Origin of the sequence: Mycobacterium sp. NPDC048908 (genome assembly GCF_043197955.1) — a bacterium.
Classification (GTDB): Bacteria; Actinomycetota; Actinomycetes; order Mycobacteriales; family Mycobacteriaceae; genus Mycobacterium.
The window spans coordinates 337510-356746 of sequence record NZ_JBICUE010000001.1; the positions used below are offsets into that span (position 1 = coordinate 337510).

18 protein-coding genes are annotated in these 19237 nt (G+C 64.2%); 17 read left to right on the forward strand and 1 reads right to left on the reverse strand.

Annotation, left to right across the window (positions count from 1 at the left end; genetic code table 11):
• The first annotated feature begins 103 nt into the window (after positions 1 to 103).
• The gene (locus tag ACGFK1_RS01645) at positions 104 to 424 is read left to right on the forward strand and encodes a 2Fe-2S iron-sulfur cluster-binding protein (RefSeq protein ID WP_393424611.1); all 321 of its coding nucleotides are present in this window, start codon (positions 104 to 106) and stop codon (positions 422 to 424) included.
• A gap of 2 nt (positions 425 to 426) precedes the next feature.
• On the forward strand, positions 427 to 1680 hold the full coding sequence (locus ACGFK1_RS01650) for an NAD(P)/FAD-dependent oxidoreductase (RefSeq protein WP_393424614.1): 1254 nt from the start codon (positions 427 to 429) through the stop codon (positions 1678 to 1680).
• A 47-nt stretch (positions 1681 to 1727) separates the two neighbouring features.
• On the opposite strand, the gene ACGFK1_RS01655 is transcribed toward ACGFK1_RS01650, so the two are convergent.
• Positions 1728 to 2633, reverse strand: coding sequence for an ABC transporter substrate-binding protein (locus ACGFK1_RS01655; protein ID WP_393424617.1), 906 nt, complete (start codon positions 2631 to 2633; stop codon positions 1728 to 1730).
• Between the two features lie 86 nt (positions 2634 to 2719).
• Here ACGFK1_RS01655 and ACGFK1_RS01660 point away from each other — a divergent pair, with 86 nt between their 5' ends.
• The 15 genes from ACGFK1_RS01660 to ACGFK1_RS01730 all read left to right on the forward strand — a co-directional run bounded on the left by ACGFK1_RS01660 (position 2720) and on the right by ACGFK1_RS01730 (position 19214).
• A complete protein-coding gene (locus ACGFK1_RS01660) occupies positions 2720 to 3844 on the forward strand; it encodes a zinc-binding dehydrogenase (RefSeq protein ID WP_393424619.1) in 1125 nt (374 codons plus the stop codon).
• Positions 3841 to 4539, forward strand: a complete 699-nt coding sequence (locus ACGFK1_RS01665; protein ID WP_393424622.1) for a 4-carboxy-4-hydroxy-2-oxoadipate aldolase/oxaloacetate decarboxylase — start codon at positions 3841 to 3843, stop codon at positions 4537 to 4539. Before ACGFK1_RS01660 ends, ACGFK1_RS01665 begins: the two co-directional genes overlap by 4 nt.
• A complete protein-coding gene (locus ACGFK1_RS01670) occupies positions 4536 to 5555 on the forward strand; it encodes an amidohydrolase family protein (RefSeq protein WP_393424625.1) in 1020 nt (339 codons plus the stop codon). Before ACGFK1_RS01665 ends, ACGFK1_RS01670 begins: the two co-directional genes overlap by 4 nt.
• A 5-nt stretch (positions 5556 to 5560) precedes the next feature.
• Positions 5561 to 6547 carry an ABC transporter substrate-binding protein gene (locus ACGFK1_RS01675; RefSeq protein WP_393424628.1) on the forward strand — a complete coding sequence of 329 codons (987 nt, stop codon included), beginning with the start codon at positions 5561 to 5563 and terminating at the stop codon, positions 6545 to 6547.
• A 118-nt stretch (positions 6548 to 6665) separates the two neighbouring features.
• Complete coding sequence (locus tag ACGFK1_RS01680; RefSeq protein ID WP_393424631.1) at positions 6666 to 7772, forward strand: extracellular solute-binding protein; 1107 nt, start codon at positions 6666 to 6668, stop codon at positions 7770 to 7772.
• Between the two features lie 48 nt (positions 7773 to 7820).
• Positions 7821 to 8888: a cupin domain-containing protein gene (locus ACGFK1_RS01685; protein ID WP_393424634.1), complete on the forward strand. Its 1068-nt coding sequence runs from the start codon at positions 7821 to 7823 to the stop codon at positions 8886 to 8888.
• A complete protein-coding gene (locus tag ACGFK1_RS01690; RefSeq protein WP_393424637.1) occupies positions 8879 to 9781 on the forward strand; it encodes an AAA family ATPase in 903 nt (300 codons plus the stop codon). Before ACGFK1_RS01685 ends, ACGFK1_RS01690 begins: the two co-directional genes overlap by 10 nt.
• 17 nt (positions 9782 to 9798) lie before the next feature.
• A complete protein-coding gene (locus ACGFK1_RS01695) occupies positions 9799 to 10905 on the forward strand; it encodes an extracellular solute-binding protein (protein WP_393424640.1) in 1107 nt (368 codons plus the stop codon).
• A 37-nt stretch (positions 10906 to 10942) separates the two neighbouring features.
• Positions 10943 to 11803, forward strand: coding sequence for a dienelactone hydrolase family protein (locus ACGFK1_RS01700; protein ID WP_393424643.1), 861 nt, complete (start codon positions 10943 to 10945; stop codon positions 11801 to 11803).
• A gap of 34 nt (positions 11804 to 11837) precedes the next feature.
• Positions 11838 to 12467: a cysteine hydrolase family protein gene (locus ACGFK1_RS01705; RefSeq protein WP_393424646.1), complete on the forward strand. Its 630-nt coding sequence runs from the start codon at positions 11838 to 11840 to the stop codon at positions 12465 to 12467.
• A 63-nt stretch (positions 12468 to 12530) separates the two neighbouring features.
• Positions 12531 to 13559 carry a cupin domain-containing protein gene (locus tag ACGFK1_RS01710; RefSeq protein ID WP_393424649.1) on the forward strand — a complete coding sequence of 343 codons (1029 nt, stop codon included), beginning with the start codon at positions 12531 to 12533 and terminating at the stop codon, positions 13557 to 13559.
• 321 nt (positions 13560 to 13880) lie between these two features.
• Positions 13881 to 14987 carry an ABC transporter substrate-binding protein gene (locus ACGFK1_RS01715; protein ID WP_393424652.1) on the forward strand — a complete coding sequence of 369 codons (1107 nt, stop codon included), beginning with the start codon at positions 13881 to 13883 and terminating at the stop codon, positions 14985 to 14987.
• Between the two features lie 43 nt (positions 14988 to 15030).
• Positions 15031 to 16782, forward strand: coding sequence for an ABC transporter permease (locus ACGFK1_RS01720; RefSeq protein ID WP_393424655.1), 1752 nt, complete (start codon positions 15031 to 15033; stop codon positions 16780 to 16782).
• Positions 16783 to 16806: 24 nt separating this feature from the next.
• Entirely contained in the window at positions 16807 to 17964 is a 1158-nt protein-coding gene (locus ACGFK1_RS01725; RefSeq protein ID WP_393424658.1) for an ABC transporter ATP-binding protein, read from the forward strand.
• Positions 17965 to 17972: 8 nt separating this feature from the next.
• Positions 17973 to 19214 (forward strand): MFS transporter, encoded by a 1242-nt coding sequence (locus ACGFK1_RS01730; RefSeq protein WP_393424661.1) that lies wholly within the window; start codon positions 17973 to 17975, stop codon positions 19212 to 19214.
• The last annotated feature ends 23 nt before the right edge of the window (positions 19215 to 19237 follow it).

Genomic DNA, 19237 nt, shown 5'->3' on the forward strand with positions numbered 1-19237 from the left:
CATCCAAGCAAGCGGCCTTATGGTAACACCATAAGTCTTGAGCTATGCGAGGCTCGTCAGCTAAGGTAGAATGGTAAGACCATCACTTAGCACTGGAGTTTGCATGCCGAAGGTCGTCTTCATCACCGTCGACGGTGCTCAGCGAGTCGTCGACGCCAACGCCGGTGAGTCGGTCATGGCCGTGGCCGTGCGCAACGGTATTCCCGGCATCATCGGCGAATGCGGTGGCAATTGCAGTTGCGCGACATGCCATGTCTACGTGAACGACGAGTTCACCGCCAGCGTCGGCGGGCCGAAGGACATGGAGGACGACCTTCTCGACCTCGGAGTGGCTGACCGCCGCGACACCAGCAGGCTGTCGTGTCAGATCGAAGTCACCGATGCGCTCGACGGCCTGACCGTGCACGTGCCCGCGGAGCAGTGATGATGCCTGCGGGCACGTTGATCATCGGGGCCAGCCAGGCGGGTTTGCAGTTGGCGGTGTCGTTGCGGGACGCGGGGAACACCGAGCCGATCACCCTGGTCGGCGCAGAACCGCATCTGCCGTACCAGCGCCCGCCGCTGTCGAAGGCCTATCTGCACGGCAACACCGAACTCGAGCAGTTGTGGCTGCGTGCACCGGATTTTCTTGTTGGTCAGGGGATCACATTGATCACGGGCGAACGGGTTGAGACCGTCGACCTGTATTCCGGGGGGCCGCCGGGAACGGCTAGGACGGCCAGTGGGCGAGTGCTCGACTTCGACCGGTTGGCGCTGACCGTCGGTGCGCGGCCCCGGCGGCTGAGCGTGCCCGGTGCCAACCTCGACGGCGTCACCTATCTTCGCACCGCCGACGATGCCACCGTGCTGCGCGCGTTGCAGTCGGACGCCGAGTCGGTGGTGGTGATCGGCGGCGGATTCATCGGGCTGGAGGCGGCGGCGGTCGCACGCACGCAGGGAAAGTCGGTGACCGTCGTCGAGGCGGCCGACCGCCTGATCGGTCGCGCGGTTGCACCGGTGGTTTCGGAGTTCTACCGCGACGCCCACATCGGCCGCGGTGTCGACGTCCGCCTTGGTACGAAGGTGATTTCGCTCGGCGGCAAGCACAACAGGGTGCAGGCGGTGCAACTCTCCGACGGCAGTCGGATACCGGCCGACCTGGTGATCGTCGGTATCGGAGTCGAACCATGCACCGAGTTGGCCCGCCAACTCGGCCTCGAGTCGGCAGGCGGCATCGTCGTGGACAAGTTCGCCAGAACGAGCAATCCCGTCGTGGTCGCCGCCGGTGACTGCACGGTGCAGCCTCACCCGCTAACCGGCGAGGGCCGGGTCCGGTTGGAATCGGTGCAGAACGCGATCAGTCAGGCAAAGAGCGCGGCGGCGACACTCGCGGGTCTGCGTGTACCGAACGACGCCGTGCCGTGGTTCTGGTCGGATCAGTACGATCTCAAGCTCCAAATCGCCGGTCTGTCAGCCGGACACGACGAATACGTGGTCCGCGGCGACATTGCCGGGGAGTCGTTCTCGGTGCTCTACTACCGCGACGGCGCGTTGTTGGCGGTGGACGCCGTCAACATGCCGGGTGACTACATGGCGGTCCGTAAGGCGCTAGGCCTGGGCTCGACGATCCATGCCGCGGCCGCAGCCGACAGCAGCGTCGCGCTGCGCGAGCTGATTGTTCCGCAGGCGATCGGCGCCTAGGCGGCACAAGCGCCTCACTGCCGTCTCGCGGAGGCAGGAGACTGGTGTCAGGCGGCGAACATCTCGTCGATATCGACGGAACGGGTCAAGATCCGTTGGTCGAGCGCGTATTCCATCAGCTGCTCGAGCATCGGGCGGTTCTCGTCCACGCCGTAGGGCAGCGGATCGGCTCCGGTGATCTCCAGTACTCGCGACAACACACGGTCGGTGGCAGCGCCGGAGCGCAGTTGGGCAACGTAGCGATTCTTGGCCTCGGTGAAAGCGTCGAACACCGCGCGCGCTACCTCTGGATAGCGCTGCAGCACAGAATCTTTTACCACGACCAGGTGATTGATCGGGTAGAACGAGCGGTCGCGAAGGGCGCGGATCGCGGCGTCTTGCGGGTCGTCGATCAGCGGTGCAACATCGGGATGCTCCACGTCGACACCGATGACGGCGTCTATCTCGCGGTTGATCAGCATCTCGGCGAGGTCCCCGCTGCCCGGTTCGACGTTGGCAGGCGGGACGTACGACGCCACATGTTCATCGCCGGACGGTATCCACTGCACACGCTGCAGGTCGACGCCGTACTCGCTGGCGAGGATGCCGCGGGCCCAGACACCGGTGGTGACCGTGTAGCCCCGATTGACGCCCACGCGACGGCCTTCGAGGTCCTTCGGCGTGCGGATGCCCGATCGGACGTTGTACCGGATCGCGCCGTGGTGGAAGCCGCGGACCAGGAAGATCGGCAGCGCGGTGAACGCGACGCCGTGTTCGCGGGCCGTCAGGTAAGTGGTCAGCGCCATCTCGCTGACGTCGAACTCCAACGATCGCACCATTCGGCGAAATCCCTTGACCAACACCGGGATTTCTTCGAAGCGCAATGAGAAGCCCGCCGGGGCGACCATACCGTCCTTGAGGGCCTGGTTGGCGCCTTGGGTTCGGGTCAGCGTGGTCAACACGGGCTCAGACATTCAACGTTCTCCGTCCCTGGTCGCTGCGACCACCGTTTGGTACATTGGCATGACCATAATGCCATATGGGTGAACGAAGGAGACCGATGGCCGACAGCGTTCTGGCCGCAGTGCGAGTGGCACCCAGCACCACCGAGCTCAGAGAGCTTCCGAAGCCCGAGTTGTCGGATGATTCCGCCCTGCTCAAGGTCGAGGTCGCCGGCATCTGCGGCACTGACGTGAAGATGTATGCCAAACCCCCTTTCGACGATCCGGTGATCATGGGCCACGAGAACGTCGGCACCATCGCGGTCGCAGGCGAGAAGTTCAAGCAATTGCACGGCGTCACCGAGGGCGACCGCGTCTTCGTCGAGCACTACGTCGGCTGCTACAACTGTGAATGGTGCCGCATCGGTGAATACCGGCACTGCGAGGCCACAGATTGGCGCACGAACTCCGACGCCCGCCGGTACGGCTACACCTCGGCGGAAAATCCCGGCACGCTGTGGGGCGGTTTCTCCGAATACATGTATCTGCCGTGGAATGCCGTGCTGCACAAGGTTCCGGTCGGGGTGAGCGCCGAACTGGCCGGCCTTGTCACCCCGCTTTCGAACGGCATCGAATGGGCGCTGCTCGCCGCGGGCGTCGGGTACTCCGACACGGTGCTCATCCAGGGACCGGGCCAACAGGGCCTCTCGCAGGTGGTGGCATGCAAGCAAGCGGGTGCGTCGACGATCATCGTCAGCGGCACGACGCGCGACAAGGCGCGACTGGATCTCGCAGTCGAACTGGGTGCCGATGCGGTGGTCGACATCGATCAGGTCAACCCGTGTGAGGCCGTCATGGACCTCACCGGCGGCCGCGGCGTCGACTTCGTCCTGGATTGCACGTCGCGGGCCGGCGTCGGCCCGGTCCTGCTCGGCATCGATGTGCTCAAGCGCCGCGAGGGCACGCTGCTGATCCAGGGGGAGTTGGCGGCCTTCCCGGATTTTCCGATCAAGCTGCTGACCGAGAAGGCGATCACCGTCAAGAGCGCCCGGGGGCACAGCTACCGCGCGTGTGAATTGGCGTTGCATCAGCTGAGTTCGGGTCGGTTCCCGCTGGAGCGGCTGGCAACACATCAGTTCGGCCTCGATCAGGTCGACCGGGCGATCCGCGCGCTCGCCGGCGATACCGCGGACGAAGACGTCATCCACATCTCGCTGATGCCATGGCTGGGGAAGGACAAATGAGCACCCCGACTGTCGTTCGTAATCCCCCCCGTGCCGATTCCGGTGTCTGTGACGCCCTGGGGCAGTACGGGGTGGCGACGATCCACGAAGCTCAGGGTCGCACCGGCCTGGTCGCGCCGTATATGACGCCCATCTACACCGGCGCCCGGGTGTGCGGTACGGCCGTCACCGTCAGCCTGCCGCCCGACGACAACTGGATGATCCATGTCGCGGTCGAACAGTGCCGGCCGGGCGACGTGCTGGTGGTGGCGCCCGAATCGCCCTCCGAATACGGCTATTTCGGTGAGCTATTGGCGACGACGTTGGCAACGCGCGGAGTGCGCGGACTGGTGATCGACGCCGGCTGCCGCGATATCGCGGAGCTGACCGAGATGAAATTTCCGGTGTGGTCGAAGTGCGTATCGGCGCAGGGCACCGTGAAGAAGCGGCTCGGCTCGGTGAACATTCCGGTGACGTGCGCGGGTGCCGGCGTCGAACCCGGAGACGTCGTGGTTGGCGACGATGACGGCGTGGTGATCGTGCCGCGTGCGAAGGCTGCCGAGGTGCTCGCCGCGGCCAGGGCCCGAGAGGAAAAGGAAGCGCGTTCGCGTGAGCGCTATCAACGCGGCGAACTGTTCCTCGACATGAACGACATGCGAAAAGACCTGGAGCAGCTGGGCCTACGCTACGTCGATTACGGGGAGGCACCGCAGTGATCATCGACGTCCACGGCCACTACACGACCGCGCCCGCCGAACAGCAGCGTTTCCGCAACGATCAGCTCGCCGCATTGGAGGACCCGTCGCCTTCGTCGCCGGCCCGGCCACGGATCACCGACGACGAGATCCGCGAAAGCATCGAGGGCAACCAGCTGCGGCTCCTGCGGGAGCGTGGCGGGGATCTCATGTTGTTCTCGCCGAAGGCCTCCGGCATGGAGCACCACGTCAGCGACCAGGACACCGCCATCGAGTGGGCCAGGGCATCCAACGACCTCGTGCACCGGGTCGCCGAGCTGTTTCCTGACTCCTTTGCGCCGGTGGCGCAGCTACCGCAGACACCGGCCAAAGAACTCGGCCCGGTGGTCGACGAATTGCGGCGCTGCGTCCTGGAACTCGGCTTCGTGGGCTGCAACGTCAATCCCGATCCCGCTGCCGGGTACTGGACGACGCCGCCGATGACCGACGAGTACTGGTATCCGCTCTACGAAGCCATGGTGGAGCTCGAAGTGCCCGCCATGATCCACGTCTCGACTTCGTGCAACCCGAATTTCCATACGCTTGGCGCTCACTATCTCAACGCCGACACCAGTGTCTTCATGCAGTTCGTGTTGGCGGACCTGTTCGTGAAGTTCCCGACCTTGACCTTCGTCATCCCGCATGGTGGCGGGGCAGTGCCCTACCACTGGGGGAGGTATCGCGGGCTGGCGGAACGAATGGGCAGACCCGATCCCGCCGAGTTGCTGCGCAATGTCTTCTTCGATACCTGCGTCTACCACCAACCCGGAATCGACTTGTTGGCGAAGGTGATTCCGGCTGAGAACATTCTGTTCGCCTCCGAGATGCTCGGCGCGGTGAGAGGTGCCGACCCGGAGACCGGTGTGGCATGGGACGACACCCTGGTCTACGTGGAGAACCTCGGGCTGACCGCGGTCAACCGGCAGGCGATCGTCGAATTGAATGCCAGACGCGCGTACCCGCGTCTGCACCGGCGACTTGCCGCCGCAGGAAGGTGAGTGGTGTGTCCAATCTGCATCTGACGTTCGCCTGCGGGGACTACGACCGCACGCGTGCGCTCGAGGACGGAAGTGTGCGTGCCGACGGCATCGACCTCACCTACCTTCGACTGCCGGTGGAGGAAACCTTCTTCCGCATGCTGCGCCACCGCGAGTTCGACGTCGCGGAGATGTCGTTGTCCACCTACGTGGCGACGCTCGACCGCGACGCGCGCCCGTTCGTCGCGTTGCCGGTGTTCACCTCGCGGATGTTCCGGCACGGCGGCGTCTACATCAACGCGGACGCGGGCATTTCGGCCCCCTCCGACCTACGGGGCAAGCGCGTCGCGTCACCCGAATTCCAGCTGACAGCCGGCGTCTGGATCAGAGGCATTCTCGCCGAACACCACGGCGTGCCAATCGATTCGGTGACCTACTTCACCGGTGGACAGGAAACGCCGGGCCGGATCGAGAAGGGCAAGGTGAACACCGGACTCGACATCCGCCCGATACCGATCGGCGCCACGCTGGCGCGGATGCTCGCGGACGGGGAGATCGATGCGCTGTACACGCCGCGGGTGCCCACTCCGTTCCGGGACGGCGACAAACGGGTCAAGCGCTTGTTCGAAGATGTGGTTGCCGTCGAGAGGGACTATTTCGCGGCGACACGCATCTTCCCGATCATGCATGTCGTGGTGATCCGCGCCGAACTCTATGAACGGCACCGGTGGATCGCGCAATCGCTGTACAAGGCGTGCCTGCGCGCGCGAGACCTGGCGTACGAACGCATCTACGATTCATCGGCGCTTCGGTTCATGGAGCCGTGGCTCATCCAGCATCTCGAGGAGTCCAGGCAACTCCTGGGCCGCGACTATTGGTCCTACGGCCTGACCGAGAACGAACACGTGCTCGACGCGTTCCTGGACTACCACCATGCACAGGGGCTCTCCCGCAACCGTTATCAGCCCGCTGACCTGTTCGCACCGGAAACCGCCGAAGCGTTCGTCATCTGACCCCATGTTGCCGTTGCGCGCAAGACAGGGGCTTCACAGGATCTCGCAGACATGATAGAAATCACACTGATGGTCTGAATGTCAGTCCATTGATCGTGTCGATCGTGAGGAGTGAGCCGTGAGAATCCGTTCGGCTAGTCATGCGATGGTCGCCCTGATGTTGCTGCTGACCGCGGCGTGCGGCGGCAGCCCGACGGCGAGCAACTCCGCTTCGACACCGGCGGGCGCGACCGCGGCGCAACAGGTCTACGACCAGATCAACGGTGTGACAGGAGACGAACGCAGCAAGACGCTGCTCGACCTCGCCAAGAAGGACGGCACGCTGTCGCTGTACACGTCGAACACCGATATGGATGACGTCGTCAAGGCGTTCGAGGACAAGTACAAGCTGAAAGTCGAGACTTACCGGGCGAACTCGGAGACCGTGCTGCAACGCGTGCTGCAGGAGGCCAGCGCCAACTATCAGGGCGCCGACCTGGTCGAGACCAACGCGGGCGAACTCAACGCCATGCAGCAACGGCAGTTTCTCTACCCGTACAAGGGCGAACTGCGGGACAAGGTCCGTCCCGAGGGCCGCAAGGACGGCTGGACGGCGGACCGCTTCAATGCATTCGTGGTCGGCTGGAACACCAGCAAGGTGCCGGCGGGCACCGAACCCAAGTCACTGAGCGACCTGACGGCGCCGCAATGGAAGGGCCGCGTCGGGCTGGAACTCGGCGATGTGGACTGGTTCGCCGCGATGTACGAGTTCTACAAGTCGCAGGGCCAGTCCGACGACCAGGTCATGGGCTTCTTTCACCAACTCGCCGCGAATTCCAAGATCGCCAAGGGACATACCGTGATGGGTGAACTGCTGGCCGCGGGTCAGTTCGACGTCGCGGTGTCGATCTACTCGCACACCGTGGACAACGCGGCTGAGAAGGGTGCTCCGGTGACGTGGCGGAAGGACGGCAAGCCGGTGCAGCCGGTGGTGCTGCGGCCCAACGGCGCGGGGCTGATGAAATCGGCCAAGCACCCAGCCGCCGCGATGCTGTTCTTCGACTTCCTGTTGACCGACGGCCAGAAGGCCATTGCGGGAGCCAATCGAATCGGTGCGATCCCGACGGCCGAGGACCCCCTGGCCGGTGTCCAGACAATCACCACGCCAGAAGAGGAGCTGCTCAACAACGCCCAGAAGTGGAGTGACAGGTACAAGAGTGTGACCGACGCGGGCGGTCAGACGTAGCGGCGCTGGCCGAAAAGGCAAGGGCGCCAGAACAAAAGAAAGGCAGACGTGACCACGCACACCACCACCAAGGTCTCGCACTATCACGTGCAGAAGAAGCGCAGGGCCGACTTCATCGAGGAGTGGCGCGGCTACCAGAAGACCGTCGTCGCCCTCGAGGACGTGAACATGGTCGAGACCGAGCGCGGGACACGCGTCGGTGTGTACGTCGGCGCCGACGGCGATCGCCCGACCCGGTCGATGGACGCCCTCGCCCACGAGATCGATCCTGGCGTGGTGTCCACCATCCACCGGCATTCGTGGGACGCCATGGTCCTAGTGGTGGCGGGTCACGGGTGGACCGAGATCGATGGGCAGCGAATCGACTGGGGCCCAGGAGATTCGCTGCACCTGCCGGCCTGGTCATGGCATAGGTCCGGAAATGACGGCGACATCACCGCTCGGTACCTGACGTTCTCCAGCGAGCCGCTGCTGGAGACCATGGGAATGTCGATCATCGAGGACGCCGGGCACACCCCTGTCAGCGAGTTGCCCGGACGGCCCGCCTATACCGGTGAGGTCACGGGCGACGACCCGTATGCGCGGCGGATCCGCAGACTGGCCCGTGATCAGCGGGCGCGGCGCTCGGGACGGCTGCACACCGACTGGGATGAACTCGAACTGCTGCCGACCCCGCGCGGCACCCGCACCACCTTCCTGCTGGACCGCGCGAACGGCTATCAGGCGTCCGGCATCTCGATGGCGATGTTCGAGATCGGACCCGGACGTGGTCAATCGATGCACCGGCACGCCGGCGAGGCGTGGCTGTACGTCCTCGAAGGCAGTGGCCACAGCTATCTCGGCACTGAACCCGAGGGCGGCACGGACTACCCGTGGAAAAAGGGCGACCTGATCGTGGTCGACCACTTCTTGTGGCATCAGCACTTCAACGACGATCCCGAGAAAACGGCAAAAGTCGTGCGGATCCACATGTTCGACAGCCTGCTCGACACGATGCGGGTGCTGATGGACCCGATGGTGCTCTTCGAGGAGCCCCCAGTGCGCATCAGGGATGCGCAGGCGGGCGACATCAGCACCATCGACTGGCCGGAGGTGACAAGGCCGACATGGCCGTGACGCCGACGGCCCTGCCGCCAGGGGTGCTGTCCGTCCACGTGCTGCCGGCCGACCACCACGACGGGCCGTGGGATCACATCCTCACGCCGCCCGGTGTGAAGGAGCGTCTGCTCAACCACGCACTGCTGACGCTGTTGCACGGTCCCGCGCTGGCCACCATGGCCGGTCTGCCGCACGGACTGATCATCCTGTCGGGTCCCCCTGGCACCGGCAAGACGACGTTGGCGCGGGGCCTCGCGCAGATGGCCGCACGCACGGTGGCTTCACGCGGCGCGACGACGTACGTCGAGATCGACCCGCATGCCTTTCCCAGCGAGCTGTTGGGCGAAAGTCAGCGCAACATCACCCAATTGATGACAGACACGATTCCGGAACTGGCAGCGCGGCGGCCCCACACGATCGTGCTCGTCGACGAGGTGGAGAGCTTCGCAGTGCGACGGTCGGCCGCGTCGTTCGGCGCCAACCCCGTCGACGTGCACCGTGCCACCGACGCACTACTGGCCGGGATCGACGCGGTTGCCAAGGATCTACCGCGCGTCTTGTTCGTCGCGACGACCAACTTCACCGAGGCCGTAGACGAAGCGTTTCTGTCGCGGGCGGATTTGGTGGTGCAACTGTCGCTGCCGGACACCACGACGATCGCGCAGATCATCCGGCACAGCTTGCAGGAGTTGGCGGCGCTGTGGCCGGGAGCCAGGTCGCTGGCCCACGATGACGGACTGCACGCGAAACTCGCCGATGCCTGTGCAGGCCTCGACGGGCGTCGGGTACGCAAGCTCGTGTTGTCGGCGCTGGCGATGCGCCAAGAGGTCACTCGCGACCCGAACGAACTCACCGCAGACGACCTGGTCGCCGCGGTCGAGCACATCACGCCGGAGCCTGTCGACGCCTGACCAGGAAGGAACGACCGATGCGCCTACAACATCGACCGGCACGGGCAGTGGTGATGGTCGCCATCGGTCTTGCGGCGGCACTGGTCGCCGGATGTGGCGCGCCACCCCACTCCGGACCCGACGGTGGGCAGGCGGTTGGGTCCTCGCAGGCACAATCATGGAACGGGCTGACCGGAGCGCAGCGCGAAGCCGCGCTCGTTGCGGCCGCGAAGGCCGAGGGCGAACTGACGGTGTACTCGGCGTTCAACGACGAGCAAGCGATGGCCGACGCGTTCAGCAAGAAGTACGGCATCAAGGTCAACGTCTACAACGCCAACTCCGAGACCGTGCTTCAGCGCGTCGTACAGGAAGCCACCGCACACAAGCTCGCCAACGACGTGCTGGTGGCTCCCGCCACCGATATGACCGCGATGGAATCCAAAGGACTGCTTGGCGATTACCGTTCTTCGTACCGCGATGTGATGCCCGAGGCCGGCAAGTCAACGGGCTGGACCGGGGTGCGCAGGCTTGCCTTCGTGGCAGGCTTTAACACCGGGAAACTGGCGCCGGCCGACCTGCCTGCCGATTACGCCGGATTCGCAGACCCGAAGTGGGGCGGCCGAATCAGCATGGAGTACAGCGACATCGACTGGTACGCCACCCTGCGGCGCTATTACCGGGAGAAAGGAATGCCGGCCGAGGACGTCTCGGCGATGTTCCGGAAGATCGCGGCGAACTCGAAGACGGTCAAGGGACATACGGTGCAAGCGGAACTGCTCGCGGCCGGACAGTTCGACGTGGCACTGTCGGTCTATACGCAGTCGGTCAACAGGCTCATTGACAAGGGCGCGCAGGTCTCGTTCGGAGAAGGCACTGGTCACATCGTCAGCCCGGTGGTCGTCAGATATGACGCAGGCGGCGTGATGCGCGGAACCGACAACCCGGCAGGTTCCGCGCTGTACCTGGATTTCGAACTCGGCCCCGACGGTGCCGCGGTCGATGAGCAGTTGCGCGCGCTGCCGCCACTACCCACCCAACACGACCCGTTGGCGAATGCGCAGGTGATCGATCTGGACGTCGATGACTTGGTGGCCAACCGCGCGAAGATTGCCGACGAATACAACCAACTGATTACGGGATCATGAGCATCACAGGGCTAACGGTGAAAGAGGAACGCAGTAGATGTGTGTAGAGCCGCACGGTGTTCCGCCCCTGCGCAGCCGGGAGGCGCGTGGACCCGGTGATCGGATCCCGCCTGGCGAACTGACCCGGTTGGGTCCCGACTCCTTCGGTTGGGTGGCCAAGCCGGACGCCATCGATGGCGCCGCGCCGATCGTGATCGTCTGTCACGAGCGTTACGGCGTCGTGCGGCACACTGTCGAATTGACCGAGAAATTCGCAGGCGCAGGGTTTGTCGCAGTCGCCCCGGACTTCTACGCCGACATGGACCTGTCCGGTGAGCACGAGCGATTGCCCGACATCGGTGACGCCAGCGCGCTGCGACACCTCGACGCGGCCGCGTCGTATGTAAGAGCTATGGATGCCCGGCTGACCGGAACGTCGATCGCCGTCATCGGAATCTGCCGGACCGGAAGCTACGGAATTCTCGCCGACGCGGAACGCGATGACGTCGCCGCCGCGGTCCTGCTCTACGGCGGCGCGCAACCACGCGAGTACGTCGTCGGCGAACTTCGCTCGACGCCCTATGTGGACTTGATCAAGGCCGGCGCAGCGCCGGTGCTGGGAATCTGGGGGGAGAAGGACCACACGATGTCGGTGGAGCACGTCAGAGGGCTCCGCGATCATCTCGAAGATGCCCGGCGCAGTTATGATTTCGTGCTGTACCCTGACCTGCCGCACGGCTGGCTCAACGACACGATGCCCGGCCGGTTCCGCGCCGAGCAGGCTCGCGAGACCTTCGAGCTGATCGTGTCATGGCTGCGAACGGTCACCTCGAAGCCCCAGGCGCCGCAGGTTTCTTGGCGCTTCACCTCGACCATCGCAGGCGATTACGACTTCGCCAGCAACAAACGTCAGCACTGAAGCAATTGCCGATCACCTTTGGAGTCGAAAACCAGTGATTCACTACGATTACCGCGCCACCGGCCTTGTCGTGTTCGACATGTTGGAGGCCTATCGAGAGCCGATTGAGGCCGCCGGATCGATCGAACCGACGAAACGGTTGATCGAGGCGTGCCGCAGGGTGGGCGTGCCGATTTTCTACGCCCGCGCCGACCATCGCGCCGACGGTGCCGATTTCGCGAGAACCATCGCCGACACCGACAGCCAGTTCCGGCCATGGGGGCCGGACAATCCGTACCGAACACTGCCGCCACACGCGTCGGGTTCACCGGCGCTGTCGGTACTGGCCGAGATTGCTCCGCAGCCCGGCGACTACGACGTGCCCAAGCACCGATGGTCGGCCTTCCACGGGACGCATCTGGAACTCTCGCTGCGTAGTCGCGACATCGACACGATATTGCTCGTCGGCGGCTCCGTTCACGTCGGCATCGCATCCACCGCCTATGACGCCCGCGATATGGATTTCCAGATCACCATCGTGCCGGAGTGCTGCCACGGGTTCGCGGAACAGCGGGCGTTCTTCATGGAGAAGGTCTTTCCCAGAATGTGCAACGTGCGCCCGCTCGACAACGTGCTCGCTGGGCTCACGCCGGCGGTGCCCACCGTGGCTGGACATCACGTGTGACCCGGCTTACCATGCTAATGGTCAAACCATTCTACAGTTGAAGGTCCGTTGAAGGAGAACAGCATGGGGAAAAAGGGCCGCGTATTCGTCCGCGGGCTGACCTCGGAGACTTATGGGCTCGGCGAGTTTCGTCGCCAGCAGTTGGAGGTCGAACGGGTTCGTGACGATGCGTTCGTCGTGGACGACGCCAAGGTTGCCCACTCCGGCGACAGCGAACAATCGCGGACCTGGTGGCGGATCGGCCCCGGCGACGAGGACTTCCTCACCCAGACAATCCAGGTTCACTTCGTCGAGCTTCCGCCTCGGTCGTCCAACCACGGTCATGGCCACCAGAACGAAGCGGCGTTCTACATCCTCGAAGGCCACGGCTACGAGATCCACGACGACCAACGCTATGACTGGGCCAAGGACGATCTGGTGTACGTGCACACCGATTCGGTGCACCGGCATTTCAACCCATACGACGAGAAGGCGCTGGCTCTGGTCGTCAAGGCGAAGTGCACCTGGATGTTCATGGGCCTGATTCAGCAGGGTCGCAGCGGGCCGGTCGAGAACGAGGCCGCGTTCGGACCGCGCGAGGACTGGTCGAAAATCTGGACCCCGGGCGTGCTGGAGCGCAAGAAGGTGATCAGCCCGGCCGACACCGTGTGGGAGCAGACGCCGCTGGGGCGCGTACGGACCATCGCCTCTGCCGAGCGCACCGACGGCAGGATCTTCAGCGTCGACGCGTTCGAACTCGACATCGAGGCGGGCGGGCACTCGGGCAAGTACTGGAAGATGGCCGACGAGGTGTACTACGTGCTGTCCGGCGGCGGCTACGCGCTGCAGTGGGAGGTTGAGGCCGAGATCGCCGAGAAGTACTACGCGCGTATCGCATTGGAGCCGAAGCGATACGACATCAAGCAGGGCGACACGTTGTATGTGCCGCAGAACCACGTATGCCAGCTCTTCGCGGCTGACGGTACGCCGCTACGGCTGTTCAACGCACAGAACCGGGTGTTCAAGCATCTCGGCTACGACAACACGCACTTCTTCGTGCCCGCTTCGGCCGCGGACACGGCGGCAGGCGAATTGGCCGACGCCACCGCCTGATTCGAGGCCAGATCCGAGCCTTCGGTCCGGCGGCTTGCCCTCACCGGCCGCCGGACCGAACTCCAACGCGCTGGTCGCCCAATGGGCGGCACAGTGCGTTTTCTGCTTTCCAGAATTCTGTGGCATTTAGTGTTCTTAGAGCAGACAATATGTCGTGGAGGGGCTTCACATCGCGCCTCAAACATGATAGGAATCACACCAATGGTCATACAATAAGTCCAGAGGTCGCCACAGGACTCTCGGCCCGTGGTCGGCGATCTGAAGGCAGAGTCCGGCGCAGTCCGCGTCGGCGGAAACTGAAACAGTGAGGACTCGAGGCACATGACATTTCGACACGGCCATCTGGTCGCGGCCGTCGGCCTGACGCTGGCCCTCGTCTCATGCGGGGCGCCGCCGACCGCGCCGCCGACCGGGTCGGGGCAGAGCAACGGTGCCTCGAAATTCCAGCAGTACGAGAGCCTCAAGGGACAGCAGCGGCGTGACACGCTGCTCAAGGACGCGAAGGCCGAAGGCGAAGTGTCCGTATACACGTCGATGACGAGTGACGTTGCAAACGCGGTGACCAAAGCGTTCACCCAACAGACCGGCATCAAAGTCAACCTGTATCGGGCCGACTCCGAGACCGTGCTGCAACGCATTCTCCAAGAGGCCAGGGCCAACCACGCCGGTGCCGACGTGGTCGAGACCGACGCGCTGGAGATGGCCTCGCTCGGCAAGGAGCAACTGGTCGAGCCGTACACCGGCGAACGTCGCGACTTGGTGGGCGCCGAAGGCAAGTTCGACACCTGGACAGCGGACCGCTACAACCTGTTCGCGCCCAGCTGGAACACCACAAAGGTGCCGGCGGGAGATCAGCCGAAGTCGTGGGAAGACCTTGCCAGCCCGAAATGGGACGGTGCGCTCGCGATGGAACTCAACGACTACGACTGGTATCTGACGCTTTACGAATACTGGCAGCAGCACGGTAAGAGCGACGCAGACATCGACAAGATCTTCGCCGACATGGCAAACGGCGCCAAGGTCGTCAAGGGCCACACCGTGATGGGCGAAATGCTCTCCGCCGGCCAGTATTCGGTGGCCGCGTCGAACTACAGCTACATCGTCCAGAAGGCGGTGAACAAGGGCGCCCCGGTGGCCTACCAGCCGTTCGTGCAGCCCGTGATCGCGCGTCCGCAAGGCGCCGCCCCGTTGAAATCCGCCCCGCACCCCGCCGCGGCGTTGCTGTTCCAGGACTGGTTGTTCACCGAAGGGCAGCAGGTGTTCGTGGATCAAGGTCTGACGCCGTCGATCGAGCCCGCGAATTTGAAGGATCCGCTGGAAGGCATCGAGGTCATCCCGGTCGACGTCAAGCAACTCCTGGACAAGCAAAAGGAGTGGAGCGACCGATACGAGGCCCTGCTCTCGCGAAGCGACAAGATCGGCGGCTGAACCGCCGACTGCCCAGGCCAGCCAGAACCATTGAGGTGAATACATGACGACCGCCACACCGACTCGGCCGACCGCTCCGCCACCACCGGTCAGGTCCACGCCGACCGAGCCCAGTCGTTGGCGACGCTATCTGCCCAACACGAAGTTCCTGACGCTATCCGTGGTGACCCTTGTCATCGCCTACTTGGCGTTGGTGCCGTTGTACTACCTGTTCTGGGGAACCTTTTTCGACGCAACGGGGTTCACCTTCTCGGGTTTCGAGCGGGCATATGGCAACCACCAGATCTTCAGCCTGGTCGGCAACTCGTTGTTGTTCGCGGTGGGTGCGGCCGCCGTGTCGCTGGTGCTCGGCACCGGCCTGGCGTACCTGAACGTGCGCACCGACGTACCGTTCAAGGCTTTGTTCTTCGCCGCATCGATCATTCCTCTCGTGATACCCGGCATTCTCTATACGATCGCGTGGATCTTGTTGGGAAGCCCTGACATTGGATTGATCAACCACTACCTCGAGCCAGTGTTCGGGCGCGCGGTGATCGACGTGTTCAGCATCTGGGGAATGATCTGGGTCGAGGGGCTGCAACTGTCGCCGATCGTCTTTCTGCTCATGGTTGCGTCGTTTCGGTCGATGGACCCGTCACTGGAAGAGTCGGCGCTGATGTCCGGGGCAGGCCGGTGGACCGTCTTCCGCAAGGTCACCGTGCCGTTGGCTCGTCCCGCGATCGTGGCCGCGATCCTGATCATGGTGGTGCGCAGCCTGGAGAGCTTCGAGGTGCCGGCACTGCTGGGATTGCAGAACGGCACCTACGTGTTCACCAGCCGGATCTACTTCGTGTTGCGCGACTATCCGCCCGACCTGTCGGCGGCGGGCGCGTTGGCGATCGGCTTGCTCATCATCGCCGTGCTCGGCGTTGCGATCTCCAACTTCGCCGGTCGCGCCAGCAAGAACTATCAGACGGTAACGGGCAAAGGATTCCGGCCTCGGCCAATGGAACTGGGCAAGTGGCGACCGGTGGCAGGCGTGCTGATCGTCGGGTACTTCCTTTTGACGGTCATCGCCCCGCTGCTGGTGCTCTTGTACACCTCATTGCTCAAGTTCTACGCGCCACCCTCGAAGGACACCTTCAAGTCCATGACGCTGGAGAACTACCGGGCTCTCGCGCACACCGAGGATGCCATCACGGCGTTGAGGAACTCGCTCATCCTCGGGTTGTCCTCGGCGACGCTGGTGATGGGGGTGATGGCGGTCGCCGCCTGGATCGTCGTGCGCTCCAAGATCCGCGGCCGAAAGATCCTGGACGGGTTGGCCTTCCTCCCGCTTGTGGTCCCGGGATTGGTGATGGGTCTTGCACTCAGCTTTGTCTACCTTCGTAGCCCCATCCCGATTTACGGCACGCTGTTCATCCTGCTCATCTCCTACTGCACCCGGTACCTGCCGTACGGCATGCGGTATTCCGTCACCTCGATGCAGCAGATCTCCAATGAACTGGAGGAGTCGGCGATGGTGAACGGCGCCAGTTGGTGGCAGACGTTCCGTCGCGTGCTGCTGCCGCTGCTGATGCCGGGGCTGATCGCCGGCTGGATCTACATCCTCGTCGTGTCGTTCCGCGAACTGTCGAGTTCGATCCTGTTGTACAGCCCGGGAAACGAAGTGCTGTCCATCCTGATCTTCGAGCAGTTCGAGAATGGTCAGTTCACCGTCTTGTCGGCGCTCGGTGTCGTCATGGTGCTGACGCTCGTCGTGCTGGTCACCGTCGCATACAAACTCGGGGCCAAGGTCGGCCTCAAGCAGGATTGATCTGGTTGGAAAGGAACTGCTCCCGTGCTTGAAGTCAAGAACTTGGTCAAGACGTTCGACGGTGAACGGCAGAAGCGCCGATCACGCGGGCAGGCCGTCAAAAACGGTGAGCCGCCACGCGTTTTCGCCGTCAACGACGTCAGCTTCAAGGTCGAGCCGGGGGAGTTGTTCACCCTGCTGGGACCCTCGGGGTGTGGCAAGTCGACAACGCTGCGCTCCATAGCGGGCCTGGAGCAGCCAGACGCGGGCGTCGTCTCGGTGGGCGGCAACGTGCTGTTCGCGGCAGGCGCAGAGGCCCAGAAGCGGGTCAACGTGCCTGCGAACAAGCGCGGACTCGGAATGGTCTTCCAGTCGTACGCGATCTGGCCGCATATGAGCGTGTTCGAGAATGTCGCGTTCCCCCTACGGGTGCGCCCGCGTCGCCAGCGGCCCAGCAAGCGCGAGATCACCGAACGCGTCGAACGGGTCCTCGAGACCATGGAACTGCTGCAGTACGCCGACCGCCATGCCACCAAGTTATCCGGCGGCCAACAGCAGCGGTTGGCGTTGGCGCGCGCGATTGTCATCGAGCCGTCCCTGCTGCTCCTGGACGAGCCGTTGTCCAATCTGGACGCGAAACTCCGTGAGTCGCTTCGTTTCGAGCTCAAACGGCTGCAGCGGGACCTCGGCATCACGTCGATCTACGTGACGCACGACCAGATCGAGGCGTTGTCGCTGTCGTCGAGCATCGCGGTGATGAAGGCCGGCGAAGTGGTTCAGCTGGGCAAGCCGCGGGCGATATACGAGAATCCGCAGAGCAAATTCGTCGCCGAGTTCATCGGAACGTCGAACTTCATCGACGGCACCGTCGCATCGCGTAGCGGCGACCGGCATGTCGTCGAGACGCGCGACGGCCGCCTGACACTCGAATCGGGTGCGCACGTCGAACCCGGTACCGAAGTCGTGGTGTCCATTCGACCCGAGGCGGTCATGCTGACCACCGACCATCCCGCCGGTGCGGAGAACGTGTGGGAAGGCAATGTCACCACCCGCGCGTTCCTCGGCGATGCGGTCGACCACGTGGTGGCTGTCGGTAAACATGAGATCCGGGCCCGCTGTCTTCCGCACATCTCCCATGCGCCGGGCACCACGGTGTATCTGGACATGCAGCCTGGCAAGCTGTCGCTCGTCCCCGTCGACTGACCGCGAGCATGCGTGTTGCGGAAGTACTGAGAAACCGCGATTTCAACCTGTATTGGGCGGGCGTCGTCTTCTCGCAGATCGGCACCCGCGGGACCGTCGCGGCGAATCTCTACCACGTCTACCAATTGACCGGCTCAGTCACGCAGACCGGTTTGGTCGGCGCGGGTCAGGCCGTTGCCCTTCTGGTGTTGAGTCCGTTGGGCGGTGTGTTCGCCGACCGGTGGGACCGGCGCAGGCTGTTGCAATGGTCGCAGGCGGTGGCGATGGTGGTAGCGGGCGGCCTTGCTGCGCTGACGCTCACCGGTCACATCGTGGCCTGGCAGGTGTTGGTCTCGGTCGTGTTGACCACTGCCGCAGCGACTTTCGACCAGCCGGCCAGGCAAGCGCTGATTCCGGCACTGGTGCCCCGAACGCAGTTGCCGCAGGCCTTCGCCTTGCTCAATCCGTCGCGCGAGATCGCGGTGCTGCTGGGTCCGGCGCTGGCCGGGGTCTTCATCGGCATGGCGGGGCCGGGTCTGATGTACGCGGTCGATGCGGGCACCTATGCGGTGCTGGTCGTGATCCTGCAGGTGCTGCGGGTTGCGAAACTCGAAGGGGCCGGATCGCATACATCGGTGTGGGAGCAGCTCGCGGAGGGTGCGCGATTTGTCAAGGGTCGCCAGATCATCTGGATGCTGATGTCGCTGGACCTGTCGGCGACGTTGTTCGGCGCCTATCGCGTGGTGCTGCCCGCGCTGTGCGCGACGGTGTTCCATGTGGGGCCGCAGGGCTATGGGTTGCTGTCGGCTGCGCCGTCGGCCGGCGCCCTGCTGGCCACATACACGGTGTTCCGCGTGGTCGACAGGACGAGGCGTCTGGGCAGGGTGCTCCTGGTGTCGACGGTGCTCTACGGCATCTCGAACGTCGCGCTGGCGCAGGCGCACATCTTCGTACTCGCCGTGGCGGCGGGATTGCTGATCGGAGCGTTCGACGCGATGGCCACGACGATTCGGCACGCCGCCGTTCAGCTGGAGACGCCGGATGAGTTGCGCGGCAGGGTGTCTGCGATTTACCAGATGTCCTCGCGCGGTGGTCCAGCATTGGGCGACACATTGGTCGGTGCGGTGGCGGGTGCGCTTGGGCCCGTGCTGGCGCTGACCCTCGGTGGCGTGCTCGCGGCCGGTTACGCAGGGTTCTTCGTGGCGCGGCCGAACCCGGTCCGCGCGTATCAGGGAGTGGGGGAACAGGAGGACACGGCCGTGCCGACCTGACCTTGACATGCACATTATTGGTA